Below are 16,654 nucleotides of genomic sequence, written 5' to 3' on the forward strand. Positions count from 1 at the left end.
AGAGAATGGAACAAAATACAGGATACAATGTAGCAGTACTTGGAGCAACGGGAGCAGTTGGAGAAACGATACTGAAGCTGCTGGAGAAAAAGGAATTTCCCGTAAAAGAATTAAAACTGCTTTCTTCCAAAAGGTCGGCTGGAAAAAAGATAAACTTTAAAAACAGGGAAATTACCGTGGAAGAAGCCGCTCCGGACAGTTTTGAAGGAATAGATATAGCATTGTTTTCGGCAGGTGGTTCTATTTCCAAAAAATTTGCTCCCGAAGCAGTAAAGCGTGGAGCAGTAGTTGTGGATAATACAAGTGCATTCAGAATGAATGAGGATGTGCCGCTGGTTGTACCTGAAGTAAACAAAGAAGATATAAAAAATCATAAGGGTATCATAGCGAACCCAAATTGCTCTACCATCCAAATGGTAGCAGCTTTAAAACCAATTCGGGATACATTCGGTTTAAACCGTGTAATTGTGTCAACCTACCAGGCGGTTTCCGGTGCTGGAGCCGAGGCGGTGAAAGAACTGGAAGCGCAGAGCAGGGATTATCTGGACAATCAAGAGCTGCATGCTGAACTTCTTCCTGTAAAAGGGGATAAGAAACATTACCCGATCGCATTTAACGCACTTCCGCAGATTGATGTATTTCAGGAAAACGGGTATACCTTTGAAGAAATGAAAATGATCAATGAAACGAAAAAAATTATGCATGCTCCGGCATTGCCTGTTGCTGCTACGTGTGTTCGCCTGCCTTTCTTTACTTCACATGCCGAAAGTATATATATTGAAGTGGAAAAGGATGGCATTGAGATCGATGATGTATGGAAAGCACTGGAGAATGCCGAGGGAATTGTCTTACAGGATGATCCGGCGACCCAGACTTACCCAACCCCTTTAAGTGCTGAAGATAAAGAGGAAGTATTTGTCGGCCGGGTAAGAAAAGATCCTGATCATGAAAAAGGCTTTCATCTGTGGGTGGTTTCAGATAATTTAATGAAAGGTGCGGCATTGAATACAGTCCAAATAGCACAAGCATTAATAGAGAATAAATAGCCTATTACTAATAGAGGTGGAAACATGAGAATCCTTGTTCAAAAATTTGGCGGAACTTCCGTACAATCTGATCAAAACAGAACCCATGTAATAAAACATATTAAAGAAGCACTGAGGAACAACTATAAGCTTGTGGTAGTAGTATCCGCGCTGGGCAGAAAACCGGATCCGTATGCTACAGATACGCTGCTGGATCTGGTTGATTTTCCGGGAAATAAGAGTTCCGAGCGCGAGCTTGATATGCTTATGTCCTGCGGTGAAGTAATCTCATCCGTGGTACTTTCCAATGAGTTAAGGAACCATCACATTGATTCGATTGCTTTAACGGGAGCACAGGCAGGATTTATCACTACGGAGGATTTTACCCGGGCAAAAATAAAAGAAGTGAAGCCGGATCGGGTTCTAAATGAATTGGAAAAACACGATGTAGTTATCGTGGCAGGCTTTCAGGGCCAGACGGAAGCCGGAGATATTACGACGATCGGCCGCGGCGGTAGTGACACAACAGCTGCTGCACTTGGAGCCTCCCTTTTGGCTGAACGCATTGAGGTATTTACTGATGTCAATGGCATTATGACTGCGGATCCGCGTGTTGTGGAAAAAGCAAGACCGCTTGATATCGTGACTTATACGGAAATTTGCAATTTAGCATATCAGGGAGCAAAAGTAATACACCCGCGGGCTGTGGAAATTGCCATGCAGGCTAAAATCCCAATGAAAGTCAGGTCTACCTATGCGGATAATGGAGGAACACTGGTAACTTCCTCAAGAGAACAGCAAATGGGGAAAGATATTTCGGAAAGACTAATTACCGGTATTGCCCATATTTCCTCTGTTACACAAATCAAAGTACAGACGAAAGAGGAAGTTTATCGACTTCAGTCCGAGGTTTTTAAAGGAATGGCTGAGGCCGGGATTTCCGTTGATTTTATTAACATTTCACCAACCGGTGTCATCTACACTGTACCTGATGCACTAACAGAGAGAGCAGTTCGTATATTGGAGACGTTGGGATTTCACCCGGAAATCACAAGAAATTGTGCAAAAGTTTCTGCAGTCGGTGCCGGCATGACGGGAATGCCCGGTGTCGCTTCCCAAATTGTTCAGGCATTAACCGAACAGGAAATTCAAATTCTGCAATCAGCTGACAGTCATACGACTATTTGGGTGCTTGTACATGATGCAGATTTAAAAAAGGCAGTAAATGCTTTGCATGATGTGTTCGGCCTGGGTGAACGCTTGCTTGCCCCGAGGACAAAATAAACCTTTTTTCATGGAATGGTACTAACCTCAAGAATTCTGCCTGGTATTATCCAGGCAGTTAAATATGCATCAATTTGAAAGAAGGCTGATTAAAATGAACTTCGGTCAATTATTAACGGCGATGGTTACTCCGTTCAAACAAAATGGGGAAGTTGATTTTGAACAAACAACCATTTTAATCGAACATTTAATCCGGAATTCATCGGATGGGCTGGTTGTTGCTGGCACTACCGGTGAATCGCCGACCCTGTCTGTTGATGAAAAAATGGAATTGTTTCAGCATGTAGTTAAAGTGGTGAAAAAAAGAGTGCCGGTTATAGCGGGAACAGGGAGCAACAATACAAAAGCTTCCATCAGATTAACACAAGAGGCAGAAAAAGCCGGTGCGGATGCTGTTATGCTTGTCACACCATATTATAATAAACCAAGCCAGGAAGGTATATACTCTCATTTTAAGGCGATTGCAGAGCAGACCTCTTTACCCGTCATGCTGTATAATATACCCGGACGTTCTGTGGTGAAAATGAATGCAGAAACCATCATACGATTAAGTGAAATTGATAATATTGTTTCACTAAAAGAAGCTTCAGGCGATTTGGACCAGACTGCCATTATCATTGAGCGGACAAAGGATGACTTCAGTGTGTACAGCGGTGAAGACAGCCTGACATTGCCGATGTTATCAGTAGGTGCTAATGGTACAGTGTCCGTAGCTTCTCATATTATAGGCAGCGAAATGAAACAAATGATGGAGTATTTCTATCGCGGGGAAGTCGATAAAGCCGGCAGATTGCACCGGAAATTACTTCCTTTGATGAACGGCTTGTTTTCCTCTCCTTCTCCCGTACCTGTAAAAACAGCCCTGAAGCTAAATGGTCTTGATTCAGGAACTGTCCGTCTCCCATTAATCCCACTTAACGAACAAGAAAAGAATACCCTGGAGGATATCATCCATAAAAGTATCGGCTGAATTGCAGCCGGTATTTTTATTTCTGCGTTAAGGAAGCTTTCTAAATCCCATGAAGAATTGATGACAACCATGTTCTCTAATGTCTGCTGCTGTGTTATTTTCCGGATGAACGCTGGAGCGTCTTATCCCTCGGACAGTTTAAAAATCTAATGTTATATTGGAAAATGGTTTTTAATTATATCTGCATATCTGTGCATGGCAAAAGTCATTTACGTACATATTAAGTAGCAGGAATTGATAAAGAGGGGTGTTCGTAAATGAATAATAAAAATGAAAAAAAAGAAACACAGCAGCCGAATGAAGGGCAGGAAAACCAATCCGGCATTGTTCAGAAAATCCAGCAGCTTGGCCAATCAAATGTAGCTCAGGCTCCTGATTCCAATGTGCATGTACTGACTATCATCGGTCAAATAGAGGGACATGTTCAGCTTCCGCCTCAAAATAAAACAACAAAATATGAACATTTATTGCCACAGCTTATAGCCATTGAACAAAACCCAAAAATTGAAGGTTTGGTCATATTATTAAATACTGTAGGAGGAGATGTGGAAGCGGGACTGGCATTATCGGAAATGATTGCTTCTATGTCAAAACCTACTGTATCCATCGTTTTAGGCGGCGGCCATTCCATTGGTGTTCCTATAGCTGTAGCTGCCAATCATTCATTTATCGCACCAACTGCAACGATGACAATCCATCCGGTACGTTTAACGGGCTTGGTTATCGGGGTGCCGCAAACATTTGAATATCTTGATAAGATGCAGGAAAGGGTAATTGATTTTGTTGTAAATCATTCAAATATTAAAGAGGAAAAATTTAAGGAATTAATGTTTGCCAAAGGGAATCTGACAAGGGACATAGGGACAAATGTGGTGGGGACCAATGCAGTTGATTACGGATTAATCGACGGGATCGGCGGAGTGAAAGAAGCGATGCAAAAAGTCAATGAGCTGATTGACAAAAATAAAGATATGGATGAGCAGGTGATTCAATGATTTTATATACGCCATTATCACAGGAAGACATTTTTCCTACGGCAAACTCCTCATATAATAACCGCCAGTTTATATCTTATGAAGGCAGGTCGGTTTATGCAGAACAAATGGAAGATGGGTCCTATCAGCTCTTACAGCTCATGTCCACGGATCCCCAGGATTTTCTGGATGAGAAATTCACACCGGGTTCTATTTTATCTTAGCACTCTTTGTACGATGCTTTTCTTTACCTGATTATGGTATAATGAAACAATAACCCTTGTCATTTTCCCGGCAAGGGTTTAGTCTTTATATTATATAAGCTTTCCTGTACATATGGGGGTGGAAGAATGGCTCGTAAAAAGAAGAGGCGCAGCAAAAAGTTAAAAAAACAGTTGAAATTTGAATTGATTGGGCTGCTTTTTATATTTCTTGCAATTTTTGGCAGTGGAGCCAGTGCGATTAGCGATGGCGTAATTCCCGGCGGTCTGGAGCATATTTTTCGATTCTTTCTGGGTATTTGGTATTTTGTTGCCTCCGTTATATTACTGATCACAGGAATCATATTAGTAGTGAAAAGAAGAAAGCCTGATTTTTCCAACAGGAAAATGGTCGGTTTCGTTATCTTTTTTATTGGACTTTTACTCATTACGCATATCCAAGTATATGAAAGTTTAGTAGTAAGTGAAAATATATCTATCATTGCAACAACCTGGGATCAGTTTTTTACTTATTTAAGCGGACAGGCCTCTGCTCAAGTTATTGGCGGAGGAATGGCAGGCGCGCTTTTTTTCACTTTTTCCTACTATCTATTTTCTCTTGTCGGAGCAAAGATAGCAGCTGTTTTTTCCATGATTATTGGTATTATGTTTATGACAGAAGTATCTTTAGGTGAATTAGCAAGGAAATCCGGTATGAAGCTCTCGGATATGGTAAAATGCCTGAATGAGAAATGGCAAAACTACAGGCTGGAGAAAAAAGAGCAAAAGACAGCAAGTGTCAATCACGGTACAGTGGAGGAAGTTTTGGCTGATGAAAGGGATGAACCTTTTATTCAGGCTTTTACTGATACTGCTTATGCAGCGGAGGAGTTCAAACAGGAAAAAGCAGATGAAAATAAAGCGCAAAAATCTGTGGAAGAAACCAGCGAGACAACGGAAGATGACGCAATCGGAGATATGACGATGGAAGAAACGGAAAACCGTGATTACACGCTTCCATCATTGGATTTGCTTGCAGAGCCTGCCCACAATGCCCAGCACCAGGAAAAATCACAAATACAGGGAACAGTAAGGAAGCTGGAGCGGACATTTCACAGTTTTGGTGTTCGGGCAAGAGTGACAAAAGTGAATGTCGGTCCTGCTGTAACAAAATACGAGGTATATCCTGAAGCAGGGGTAAAGGTGAGTAAAATTGTAAGTCTTCACGATGATCTGGCGCTGGCGCTTGCCGCAAAAGATATACGTATCGAAGCGCCGATTCCCGGAAAATCTGCTGTTGGGATTGAAGTTCCAAACCAGGAAATTGCCATGGTTTCACTAAGGGAAGTAATGGATAATACATTAAATAACCAAACTTCCAAACTATTATTCGCATTAGGCAGGGATATTTCCGGAGATGCCATAGTTTCAGAGTTAAGTAAAATGCCGCATCTATTAATAGCCGGTGCAACAGGCAGCGGTAAAAGTGTCTGTGTAAATGGTATTATTACAACGATTTTGATGCGTGCAAAACCGCATGAAGTTAAAATGATGATGATTGATCCGAAAAAAGTGGAATTAAATGTTTATAACGGCATACCACATCTGCTAGCTCCGGTCGTTACCGATCCCAAAAAGGCTTCCAGGGCATTAAAGAAGGTAGTTGCCGAAATGGAAAGAAGGTATGAATTATTTTCCGAAACCGGAACCCGGAACATAGAGGGGTATAATGAATTCATCCGGAAATATAATCAGACTTCAGATGAACAGCAGCCTAACTTGCCATATATCGTCGTATTGGTAGACGAACTGGCTGATTTGATGATGGTGGCCTCCAGTGATGTAGAGGATGCAATTACCAGACTTGCCCAAATGGCAAGGGCAGCCGGGATCCATTTAATCATTGCGACACAAAGACCGTCCGTAGATGTAATTACCGGTGTAATTAAAGCGAACATTCCTTCCAGAATAGCCTTTAGTGTTTCTTCCCAAACCGATTCGAGAACAATTTTGGACTCAGGCGGTGCCGAAAAGCTATTGGGACGGGGGGATATGCTGTTTTTGCCAGTAGGCGCATCAAAACCTACGCGGATACAAGGTGCCTTTCTATCCGATGAAGAGGTAGAACGGGTTGTAGACCATTGTATTGACCAGCAAAAAGCTTCATACCAGGAGGAAATGATCCCTGAGGATACAAATGAAATCGTGGATGAAGTAGATGATGAACTTTTTGATGATGCAGTCCAGCTCATCATAGAAATGCAAAGCGCAAGTGTTTCCATGCTTCAGCGCAGGTTCCGGATTGGTTATACAAGAGCCGCAAGATTAATAGATGCAATGGAAGACAGGGGAATCGTTGGTCCATATGAAGGCAGCAAACCAAGAACGGTGCTGGTAACTCAATCCCAGGAAGAAAAAACATCATAATCGCTTTAAATAAACCCGGTAAAATGATGCCGGGTTTATTTAGATCCGATGAAAGTTAAATATGAATAAATTTATTGTGAAAATTAGTTTTTTAATGAATTTACGCCCGGCCTATTTATTTATTTATCTAATAGTGATATATTTATGTAGGATGAAAGTAATACGTCAGAGGTCAGACCTTTGAATTTACAACTATATATTAAGGGGAGCACATATGTCTATCCGGCCAGATTCACGACATTTATACTTACAGGTCATTGATCAGCTAAAACGGGATATGAAGGAGGGGAAATATAAGGAGCGGGAAAAACTGCCGTCGGAATATGAACTGTCAAGAATGCTTGGTGTATCCCGTGCTACTTTGAGAGAAGCATTGAGAGTTCTGGAAGAAGAGAATATTGTTTTTCGAAAACACGGGGTAGGTACATTTGTTAATCCAAAACCAATATTTTCATCAGGTATTGAACAGCTAAACAGTGTTACTGCCATGATAGAGGATTCCGGAAAAAAAGCCGGGACACAATACATAACTTCAGAAGTAACCAAACTATCTGCTGAAGATAAGGAACAATTTGCCGATGATGAGCTGCAGTCTGTTTTTAAAATTGAGCGAGTGCGCACAGCAGATAATAAACCGGTGGTTTTCTGCATCGACAAGCTTCCTGAAAACTTATTGCCGCAAAATAGTATTAAAAGGGAAGAATCTTTATTTAAAGCACTGGAAAAATATGCAAATATACATGTGTCTTATGCTTTGACAAGGATTGAACCTGTAAGCTACCAGCAGCGGATATTTAATATTTTAAACTGTGATCCCAGTCAGCCCCTGCTTTTATTGAAGCAGTTACATTATACAGAAAAAGATGAGCCTGTTTTATACTCGTCAAATTACTTTCGCTCAGATTTTTTCCGGTTTGAGGTAGTAAGGAAAAGGATGTAGCATGGACTTTAAGTTAGGAAAGTTTGAAAATTTCAGCAAAGCAATTGGTTAGCTGCATCTGGAATTTCCACGTCCAAATATTTAAATAACCAGCCGAACGAATGAGAGTTTTACTAAGGGGGTGGTGAGTAATAGCAGGATTAAAGGAAATACTAATGATGGGATTTTTTCTGAATTGATTAATTTACAAAAATGGGGGTTTTCAGTATGAAAAATCGTAAGTTCATTTTATTGTTCGCATTAATATTAGGACTTGGCATGCTTATGGCTGCTTGCGGCGGCGGGGAAGGTGCCGAAGATGATTCCGCTGCAGAAGATGGTGCAAATGGGGAAGAATCTTCCGGGGATTACTCTGTTGGCATGGTTACAGATGAAGGCGGCGTTGATGATAAATCATTTAACCAGTCCGCATGGGAAGGGATCCAGGCCTGGGGCGAAGAGCATGGCCTGGAAAGAGGAGAAGGATTTGATTATGCACAATCGGCGGATGAATCAGATTACATGCCGAATATGACACGTTTAGTGCGAAATGATTATGATTTGGTTTTTGGAATCGGTTTCCTGCTGGAGGATGCTATTACTAATATTGCAGAGCAAAATCCTGACTTGGATTTCTCTATTGTGGATACTGTTGTAGATGCGCCAAATGTGGCCAGCATCACTTTTGCTGAACATGAAGGTTCATTTCTGGCAGGGGTAGCTGCAGCAATGAAAACGGAAACGAATAAATTGGGTTTTGTAGGCGGCGTTGATTCAGACCTAATTAATAAGTTTGAAGTAGGATTTGTTGCCGGTGCGCTTTCAGTTAATCCGGATATTGATGTAGACATTCAATATGTTGGGGATTTCAGTTCGGCCGACGATGGAAAACTGATTGCAACAAGGATGTACAATGATGGCGCAGATATTATTTACCATGCAGCCGGTGCTGCAGGAAACGGTGTATTTGCCCAGGCAAAAGACTTAAAGCAAAATGATCCGGACCGTGATGTATGGGTAATTGGCGTGGACCGTGACCAACATGAAGAAGGCGTCATTGGCGATCATAATGTGACATTTACTTCTATGGTTAAACGCGTGGACATATCCGTACAGGAAGTAAGTAATATGGGACTTAACGGCGAATTCCCTGGAGGGGAAGTACTGGAATTCGGACTGGAGGATGAAGGGGTTTCCCTGGCTGATACGAATGAAGAAGCCATTACAGAAGAAATTGTAGACACAACGAATGACTGGAAAGAAAGAATTATTAATGGCGAAATAGAAGTACCGCAGACACGTGATGAATTGGAAGGTTTTATTGACTCCTTATAAGCAGAATGAGGCTGTCCAAAAATAAAGGGATCAAAGACACTGAAGCTGCAGCGAATTTTATTGGTTTCCAATAGATTTGTATACTGCAGTGTCGTATCCCCTTTAAGAGACAGCCTCATCCCTTTAGTAAAACACTTTAAAATGTGTAATATGATTTAAAATTTAGATTTAGGATATCGCAAAGACCCGGCAATGAAAAAGGAGTAGCTGAAGTCCTTATACATAAGATCCGGAAAAATTTGTACTGCGAAAGATATCTGATTGATCTACTTGTAAGTAAAGGAGTGAGACTGCAATGGATTACGTTATTGAAATGCTGAATATACGCAAAGAATTTCCGGGGATTGTTGCAAATGACAACATAACCTTACAGCTGCAAAAAGGAGAAATACACGCTTTACTTGGGGAAAATGGCGCTGGGAAATCTACATTGATGAACGTCCTTTTCGGTTTGTATCAGCCTGAAAAAGGAGAAATCCGCGTAAATGGAGAACAAGTAAAAATAACGGATCCCAATGTGGCAAATGATCTGGGAATAGGGATGGTTCACCAGCATTTTATGCTGGTAGAGCCTTTTACAGTTACACAAAATATTATTCTGGGAAACGAACCGACAAAAAAAGGCAGTATCAATCTTAAAAAAGCGGAAAAAGAGGTGCAGGAACTTTCTGACCGATACGGACTCCGGGTAGATGCCAAAGCAAAAATCAGCGACATTTCTGTAGGGATGCAGCAGCGTGTGGAAATACTTAAAACGCTTTATCGCGGAGCGGATGTACTTATTTTTGATGAACCGACTGCTGTACTTACTCCACAGGAAATTACAGAGCTTATGGAAATAATGCAATCCCTGATTGCAGAAGGAAAGTCCATTATTCTGATTACGCATAAGTTAAAAGAAATTATGCAAATATGTGACCGCTGCACTGTAATACGCAAAGGAAAAGGGATAGGGACACTTGATGTTGCCAAAACAACTGTAACAGAACTTGCATCATTAATGGTGGGAAGAGAAGTCAGCTTTAAAACCGAAAAAGGACCAGCTGCTCCGCAGGAATCAGTGCTGAATATAGAAAATTTGGTTGTCAGGGATTCCCGGAAAGTCGATATGGTAAAAGGACTTGATTTGGAAATTCGTGCTGGTGAAATAGTCGGTATAGCCGGGATTGACGGAAACGGACAAACTGAATTGATCGAGGCCATAACCGGCCTGATGAAAGCAGAATCCGGCAAAATTAAATTAAATAATAAAGATATCACTAATTTATCGCCGAGAAAGGTTACTGAAAGCGGAATTGGCCATATTCCACAGGACAGGCATAAATTCGGTCTGGTGCTTGATTTTCCAATAGGGGAAAATATAGTGCTTCAAACCTATTATCAAAAACCTTATTCGAAAAACAAAGTATTAAATTACAAGGAAATTTACAAAAAAGCGGAAAGTCTTATCAAAGAATATGACGTCCGTACACCAAGCGCCTATACCAAGGCAAGAGCATTGTCCGGAGGAAACCAGCAAAAAGCTATTGTAGCAAGGGAAGTAGACCGGTCCCCTGATTTACTAATTGCTGCCCAGCCTACAAGAGGGCTTGATGTCGGAGCAATTGAATTTATTCATAATAAACTAATCGAAGAAAGAGACAGGGGAAAAGCTATATTATTAGTTTCATTTGAACTGGATGAAATCCTGGATGTGAGTGACCGGATTGCAGTAATTTTTGACGGGAAAATTGTTGCCGAAAGAAAACCGGAAGAGACAAATGAACAGGAACTCGGTTTATTAATGGCCGGAAGCAAGAAAGAAAAGGCAGGTGGGGAATAATGACATCCAACAAAACCTTTAATATTTTAGTCCCGCTGATATCTGTCTTTATCGGATTGCTGGCAGGTGCCATTATTATGCTTATTTTTGGTTATAATCCGATCCAGGGGTATGCTGCCCTATGGGAAGGTGCTTTTGGGGATGCCTATTTCTTCGGGGAGACAGTACGTCAGGTAACCCCATACATTTTAACCGGTCTGGCGGTAGGTTTTGCTTTCCGCAGCGGTTTATTCAACATCGGGGCAGAAGGGCAAGTGATTGTCGGCTGGCTGTCCGCAGTTTGGATTGGCATCACGGTAGATGCGCCAATGTACATACATCTCCCGCTTGCTATTTTTGTTGCAGCTCTTGCGGGAGCAATTTGGGGATTCATCCCCGGTATTTTAAAAGCACGCCTTGGTGTACATGAGGTAATTGTTACCATTATGCTGAATTATATTGCCTTGTACAGTTCCAATGCCATTATAAGAAACGTACTGTCAGACAGTGAGAATAGCACGGAAAGAATCGCAGAAACCGCTTCACTGTCTTCAGAGTGGCTGCAGTCATTAACTTATTTTTCCCGAATGCATTACGGAATTTTAATCGCTTTATTTGCCGCTATGATTATGTGGTTTATTATCGAGCGCACCACCATTGGTTACGAATTAAAATCTGTAGGTTTTAATAAGCATGCATCCAAATATGCCGGTATGAATGTAAAAAGAAATATTGTCCTATCCATGGTGATCGCCGGTGCTTTTGCCGGTTTGGCAGGTTCTATGGAAGGACTTGGAACATTTGGAAATATGACAGTGAGCGGCGGCTTTTCCAATTTGGGTTTTGACGGCATAGCGGTTGCATTGTTGGGCGCAAACACGGCTATAGGTATTGTGCTTGCAGCCATTTTGTTCGGTGCTTTAAAAGTGGGGGCATTAAATATGCCTACCGAAGCAGGCGTGCCAAATGAATTGGTGGACATTATTATTGCTCTCATCATTTTCTCTGTTGCTTCCAGTTATATTATCCGCTGGGCCATACTTCGCTTTAAAAAGGAGGAGAAATAAATGGGATTCATTGACTTATTGCAATCAATTATTCCCCCTGCCCTTTTCTTTTCAGCACCTTTAATTTTTACGGCTCTAGGCGGAGTGTTCAGTGAACGTTCAGGTGTAGTTAATATTGGCTTGGAAGGCCTTATGGTAATGGGGGCATTTGTAGGGGTGGTTTTCAACCTTACTTTTGCAGATGTTTTTGGTGCTTGGACACCTTGGATCTCTATCATCGTGGCCATGCTTATCGGAGCTTTGTTTTCCGTAATCCATGCTGTCGCGGCCGTCAGTTTTCATGCTGATCAAGTGGTTAGCGGAGTGGCAATTAATTTCCTTGCTTTGGGACTGGGCATATTCCTTACTAAGCAATGGTATGATAAAGGCCAGACAGATATGGTCTCCCAGCCATTTTATACGATAGATATACCAATTCTTTCAGAAATACCGGTCATCGGAGATATATTGTTCTCAAATATGTATCTGACTTCATATTTAGCGATCATTCTTGCATTTCTCGCCTGGTATGTATTATATAAAACACCATTTGGGCTGCGTTTGAGGGCAGTGGGAGAGCATCCGATGGCAGCTGATACAAATGGTATCAATGTATATAAAATGAGGTACATTGCCGTGATTCTGTCAGGAGCTTTAGGTGGTCTTGGCGGTTCTGTGTTTGCATTGACAATTGCGCTCAATTTCTCGCACGCAACCATTGTGGGACAAGGGTTTATGGCATTGGCAGCAGTCATCTTCGGTAAATGGCACCCACTAGGGGCAATGGGCGCCGCACTATTCTTCGGTTTTGCTCAAAGCCTGAGTGTCATTGGCGCAGGAATTCCCCTTCTCGCGGATGTGCCGCAGGTATTCCTGTTAATCGCTCCGTACGTGCTGACTATCCTTGCGCTTGCAGGATTTATTGGCAGAGCGGAAGCACCGAAAGCAAATGGACAGCCGTATATTAAAGGGAGCAGATAATAGCACAAAAGCCATGCGCAAGGTTTGAGAATAAGAGTAATTTTCGGATCTTGGCGGGTATGCCCGTTCCAGATCGAGAATCAGGGACTTCGCTAAATTTTGGTTCCGCCTTTTAAACTAATGACTACGGTGTTTCTTCGTGCTGAAGTTCTTTAATCGATACTATTTAATGTGAAAAAACCGACTTGCCGGAAAATATTAGCAAGTCGGTTTTTTTTGCTCTATAATGAAGTACATATAGAAAATAAATGTGTACAAAATAAAGAGGAAATACGCTAAAACCGGGAGGATGTTACATGACGTCAATAAAAGAATATGTAAGTAAGCAGGATGGATACCAACTCCATTTCATAAAAAGCTATAAATTTAAAACAAATTCAATTACGGTGAAATTAAAAGCACCCTTGAACAGAGAGACGATTACTTACAGAGCATTGCTTCCCTATGTTCTGAATCAGGGGACCAATAATTATCCAAGCAAGCAGGAATTGCAGCTGAAACTTGATGATTTATATGGTTCTGTGCTTGGGATTGGCGGAAATAAGAAGGGTGAGAGTCATATTATTACGATTCGTATGGAATTGGCGAATAAAAAATTTATTCCGGATAATATGGACATAATGAATGAAGGAATTGACCTTGTACACGACATACTATATAACCCACATGCTAAGGATAACCGTTTTAATGATGCGATTTTTAACAGGGAAAAAGATACACTGAGAAAAAAAATACATGCACAAAAAGACGATAAAATGAGCTATGCCAACATGAGACTTATTGATGAAATGTGTAAAGGGGAGAAGTATCAGCTTCATGTCCATGGTTATGAGGAAGATCTGGAGGATTTAACAAATGAAGATTTGTATTCCTATTACCTGACCATGTTACAGTCTGATCAGATGAATATTTATGTCCATGGAGATTTTGATGAAGAAGAGGTAACAAATAAATTCAATGCCGTCTTTAAGCGAAAAAGTAACCCCCAGGTGCCGGAAGAAGATGAGGAAAATAACCAAACTGTAAAACAGAAGGAAGTAGTAGAAAAGCAGGAAATCCAGCAGGCTAAACTCCATATTGGATACCGTACCAACACCGCATACCGTGATAAGGATTATTTTTCGCTCCAGGTATTTAACGGCATTTTTGGCGGATTTCCAAGCTCTAAATTATTTATCAACGTCAGGGAGAAAAACAGTCTTGCCTATTATGCGGCCTCAAAGCTGGAGAGTCACAAAGGATTATTGCTCGTCTTCAGCGGCATAGCACCTGATGATTTTGAAAAAGCGAGAGATATCATTAAAAAACAGATGGAAGCAATGAAACAAGGTGATTTTACAGAGAATGATGTAACAGAAACAAAAGATCTAATTGTCAATCAGCTGCTGGAAACGATGGATCACCCGCAGGGAATTATTGAATTATTATACCAGCAGGTTTTAGGCGGTGTCACACGCACCCCTGAGGAGATGACCGAAAACATTAAAAAGGTTTCGAAACAAGATGTGATAGACGTCGGCAAAAAAATTGAGGAAGACACACTTTATTTGCTTACCCGGGAAGGAGGATCATCTGATGCATAAACAAACATACAGCCATATTGATGAAACTGTCTATTCAAAAAAACTAAAGAATGGCTTAACAGTCATCCTGCTGCCCAAAAAAGATATGTCCAAAACTTATGCATTATTTTCTACAGACTATGGTTCCATCGATCAATCATTTGTTCCAATTGGAAAAAAAGAAGCAATTACCGTACCTGAAGGAATTGCACATTTTCTGGAGCATAAATTATTTGAAAAAGAAGACAGGGATGTGTTTGCAGACTTTGGAAAGCAGGGCGCTTCACCAAATGCATACACCTCATTTACCAAAACAGCTTATTTATTTTCGGCAACCAATCATATTGAAAAAAATGTGGAGACACTGATTGATTTTGTACAGGATCCATACTTCTCTGAAGAATCCGTGGAAAAAGAAAAGGGCATCATAGCCCAGGAGATTAAAATGTATGATGATCAGCCTGATTGGCAATCATTTATGGGAACCATTCAGGCCATGTTTAAGCATCATCCGGTAAATATCGACATAGCAGGAACCGTAGACTCTATTCAATCGATTACGAAGGATGACCTGTATACTTGCTATCACACTTTTTACCATCCGGAAAATATGACGTTGTTTATTACGGGGAACTTTAATGAAGAAACGCTGATGACATTCATTGAGGAAAATCAGAATAATAAAGCGTTCAAAAAAATGGATGAAATTAATCGCAGCTACCCGGAGGAGCCAAAGGAGGTAGCCATGAAAGAGAAAAAGATCAACATGCCTGTTTCTATTCCCAAATGCACCATAGGGATTAAGGAATCTGTAGAACCATTAAAAGGAGAGGCATATTTAAAGCATGACCTTCTCCAGGGAATGGTATTGGATCATTATTTCTCCAAAGGCGGTTCATTCTATCAGGAGCTGTACAATGAAAAGTTGATTGATGCAAGCTTTTATTTTGAAACGAATTTAGAGGGGAATTTTGGCTACACATTAATCGGCACCAATACAAATGAACCGGAGCAGTTCGCCGAAAAAACAAAACAGCTGTTAATGTCCACGAAAAAAGAAACATTTTCCGAAGCAGACTTTACACGGATGAAAAAGAAAAAAATCGGCCGGCTCCTGCGCTCCATGAATTCACTCGAATTTATAGCCAGTAAATATACACACTACCATGCGCTTGATATTGATTTTTTTGAGATTATCCCTGCCATCGAGGCATTAACAGCAGACGATGCAAATCATTTTGTACAAAACTGGATTCGGGAGGATTTCCTTTCGGTATGTACGATCTCTGCTGACTGAGGAGTTTTATAATGGGGAAAAATGTACTTATTATCGGTGCAAGCGGTGATATTGGAATAGCCATTGCACAACAGCTTGCAAAGGATGGCTATACATTGCTGTTGCATTATAATACAAACAGGAAGATGATTGACCAGCTAAGGGAGGGCTTGGAAGAATCGAGCGTATTAGCTGTATTGCAGGCGGATTTATGTGAAGATGCCGCCGTGAAAAAATTTTTGACTGAGCTCGTGTTCCCTGTTGACGGTATTATTTTCGCAAGCGGACTGGCCCACTTTGGCGTATTTCAGGAAACACCGGAGACTGTCATGGACAAAATGATTAATTTACATGTTAAAGCGCCTTGGATGATTATCAAATATATATTGCCGCAAATGGTTAAACGGCAATCGGGAACGATCATATTCATAACTTCGATTTGGGGAGAACAAGGAGCTAGCAATGAAGTAATTTATTCATCTGTGAAAGGCGCCCAAAACAGCTTTGTAAAGGCATTGGCTAAAGAAGCAGCTCCTTCTGGTATTTCTGTAAATGGGGTAAGTCCCGGATTTATCGAAACAAAAATGAATGGGCACCTTCCCGAGACGGAAAAGGAAATGCTTATTTCCGAAATACCCGCTAACCGTGCAGGCAGACCGGAGGAAATAGCACATGCCGTCTCTTTCTTATTTGATAGTAGATCGAACTATATTCAAGGTGAAATTATTAACGTGACCGGCGGATGGTAGCCTGTGTATTAACATAGAAATACGACATTTTACAGGCCTCCTGAAAAGATATGGAATCGCTTTGTCTCCGTGTGTATAAAAAAAAAGGAAATTCAAATACTATAC

General features: G+C 41.1%; 14 protein-coding genes. All 14 read left to right on the plus strand.

The window, feature by feature from the left end:
* The first annotated feature begins 5 nt into the window (after window positions 1–5).
* The 14 genes from GHD25_RS06210 (at window position 6) to ymfI (ending at window position 16,549) form a co-directional block, all read left to right on the plus strand.
* The gene (locus tag GHD25_RS06210; protein WP_164215507.1) at window positions 6–1,046 is read left to right on the plus strand and encodes an aspartate-semialdehyde dehydrogenase; all 1,041 of its coding nucleotides are present in this window, start codon (window positions 6–8) and stop codon (window positions 1,044–1,046) included.
* A 24-nt stretch (window positions 1,047–1,070) separates the two neighbouring features.
* A complete protein-coding gene (gene dapG / locus GHD25_RS06215) occupies window positions 1,071–2,309 on the plus strand; it encodes an aspartate kinase (protein ID WP_164215508.1) in 1,239 nt (412 codons plus the stop codon).
* A gap of 94 nt (window positions 2,310–2,403) precedes the next feature.
* Entirely contained in the window at window positions 2,404–3,279 is an 876-nt protein-coding gene (gene dapA, locus GHD25_RS06220; RefSeq protein WP_164215558.1) for a 4-hydroxy-tetrahydrodipicolinate synthase, read from the plus strand.
* A gap of 257 nt (window positions 3,280–3,536) precedes the next feature.
* A complete protein-coding gene (locus tag GHD25_RS06225) occupies window positions 3,537–4,274 on the plus strand; it encodes a ClpP family protease (RefSeq protein ID WP_164215509.1) in 738 nt (245 codons plus the stop codon).
* The gene (locus tag GHD25_RS06230) at window positions 4,271–4,477 is read left to right on the plus strand and encodes a YlzJ-like family protein (RefSeq protein WP_164215510.1); all 207 of its coding nucleotides are present in this window, start codon (window positions 4,271–4,273) and stop codon (window positions 4,475–4,477) included. The genes GHD25_RS06225 and GHD25_RS06230 overlap by 4 nt, the downstream gene beginning before the upstream one ends.
* 126 nt (window positions 4,478–4,603) lie before the next feature.
* Window positions 4,604–6,880 (plus strand): FtsK/SpoIIIE family DNA translocase, encoded by a 2,277-nt coding sequence (locus GHD25_RS06235; RefSeq protein ID WP_164215511.1) that lies wholly within the window; start codon window positions 4,604–4,606, stop codon window positions 6,878–6,880.
* 214 nt (window positions 6,881–7,094) lie between these two features.
* Window positions 7,095–7,820 (plus strand): GntR family transcriptional regulator, encoded by a 726-nt coding sequence (locus tag GHD25_RS06240; protein WP_164215512.1) that lies wholly within the window; start codon window positions 7,095–7,097, stop codon window positions 7,818–7,820.
* Between the two features lie 207 nt (window positions 7,821–8,027).
* The gene (locus tag GHD25_RS06245; protein ID WP_164215513.1) at window positions 8,028–9,134 is read left to right on the plus strand and encodes a BMP family lipoprotein; all 1,107 of its coding nucleotides are present in this window, start codon (window positions 8,028–8,030) and stop codon (window positions 9,132–9,134) included.
* Window positions 9,135–9,429: 295 nt separating this feature from the next.
* Window positions 9,430–10,956: an ABC transporter ATP-binding protein gene (locus tag GHD25_RS06250; protein ID WP_164215514.1), complete on the plus strand. Its 1,527-nt coding sequence runs from the start codon at window positions 9,430–9,432 to the stop codon at window positions 10,954–10,956.
* Window positions 10,956–12,002: an ABC transporter permease gene (locus tag GHD25_RS06255; protein WP_164215515.1), complete on the plus strand. Its 1,047-nt coding sequence runs from the start codon at window positions 10,956–10,958 to the stop codon at window positions 12,000–12,002. Before GHD25_RS06250 ends, GHD25_RS06255 begins: the two co-directional genes overlap by 1 nt.
* Window positions 12,003–12,962, plus strand: a complete 960-nt coding sequence (locus GHD25_RS06260; protein WP_164215516.1) for an ABC transporter permease — start codon at window positions 12,003–12,005, stop codon at window positions 12,960–12,962.
* 296 nt (window positions 12,963–13,258) lie between these two features.
* Window positions 13,259–14,545 (plus strand): EF-P 5-aminopentanol modification-associated protein YfmF, encoded by a 1,287-nt coding sequence (yfmF, locus tag GHD25_RS06265; protein ID WP_164215517.1) that lies wholly within the window; start codon window positions 13,259–13,261, stop codon window positions 14,543–14,545.
* Window positions 14,538–15,821 carry an EF-P 5-aminopentanol modification-associated protein YfmH gene (gene yfmH / locus GHD25_RS06270; protein WP_164215518.1) on the plus strand — a complete coding sequence of 428 codons (1,284 nt, stop codon included), beginning with the start codon at window positions 14,538–14,540 and terminating at the stop codon, window positions 15,819–15,821. The genes yfmF and yfmH overlap by 8 nt, the downstream gene beginning before the upstream one ends.
* An 11-nt stretch (window positions 15,822–15,832) precedes the next feature.
* Window positions 15,833–16,549 (plus strand): elongation factor P 5-aminopentanone reductase, encoded by a 717-nt coding sequence (ymfI, locus tag GHD25_RS06275; protein ID WP_164215519.1) that lies wholly within the window; start codon window positions 15,833–15,835, stop codon window positions 16,547–16,549.
* Window positions 16,550–16,654: the final 105 nt, after the last annotated feature.

Source organism: Virgibacillus aidingensis (assembly GCF_010994035.1).
In the GTDB taxonomy this organism is placed as follows: domain Bacteria; phylum Bacillota; class Bacilli; order Bacillales; family Amphibacillaceae; genus Virgibacillus_N.

Excerpts from the sequence above, each read along its gene's own strand:
- dapG (WP_164215508.1), top strand. The coding sequence starts at position 1,071 with ATGAGAATCCTTGTTCAAAAATTTGGCGGAACTTCCGTACAATCTGAT.
- yfmF (WP_164215517.1), top strand. The coding sequence starts at position 13,259 with ATGACGTCAATAAAAGAATATGTAAGTAAGCAGGATGGATACCAACTC.
- GHD25_RS06245 (WP_164215513.1), top strand. The coding sequence starts at position 8,028 with ATGAAAAATCGTAAGTTCATTTTATTGTTCGCATTAATATTAGGACTT.
- GHD25_RS06260 (WP_164215516.1), top strand. The coding sequence starts at position 12,003 with ATGGGATTCATTGACTTATTGCAATCAATTATTCCCCCTGCCCTTTTC.
- GHD25_RS06230 (WP_164215510.1), top strand. The coding sequence starts at position 4,271 with ATGATTTTATATACGCCATTATCACAGGAAGACATTTTTCCTACGGCA.
- GHD25_RS06210 (WP_164215507.1), top strand. The coding sequence starts at position 6 with ATGGAACAAAATACAGGATACAATGTAGCAGTACTTGGAGCAACGGGA.
- GHD25_RS06255 (WP_164215515.1), top strand. The coding sequence starts at position 10,956 with ATGACATCCAACAAAACCTTTAATATTTTAGTCCCGCTGATATCTGTC.
- ymfI (WP_164215519.1), top strand. The coding sequence starts at position 15,833 with ATGGGGAAAAATGTACTTATTATCGGTGCAAGCGGTGATATTGGAATA.
- GHD25_RS06250 (WP_164215514.1), top strand. The coding sequence starts at position 9,430 with ATGGATTACGTTATTGAAATGCTGAATATACGCAAAGAATTTCCGGGG.
- dapA (WP_164215558.1), top strand. The coding sequence starts at position 2,404 with ATGAACTTCGGTCAATTATTAACGGCGATGGTTACTCCGTTCAAACAA.
- GHD25_RS06225 (WP_164215509.1), top strand. The coding sequence starts at position 3,537 with ATGAATAATAAAAATGAAAAAAAAGAAACACAGCAGCCGAATGAAGGG.
- GHD25_RS06240 (WP_164215512.1), top strand. The coding sequence starts at position 7,095 with ATGTCTATCCGGCCAGATTCACGACATTTATACTTACAGGTCATTGAT.
- GHD25_RS06235 (WP_164215511.1), top strand. The coding sequence starts at position 4,604 with ATGGCTCGTAAAAAGAAGAGGCGCAGCAAAAAGTTAAAAAAACAGTTG.
- yfmH (WP_164215518.1), top strand. The coding sequence starts at position 14,538 with ATGCATAAACAAACATACAGCCATATTGATGAAACTGTCTATTCAAAA.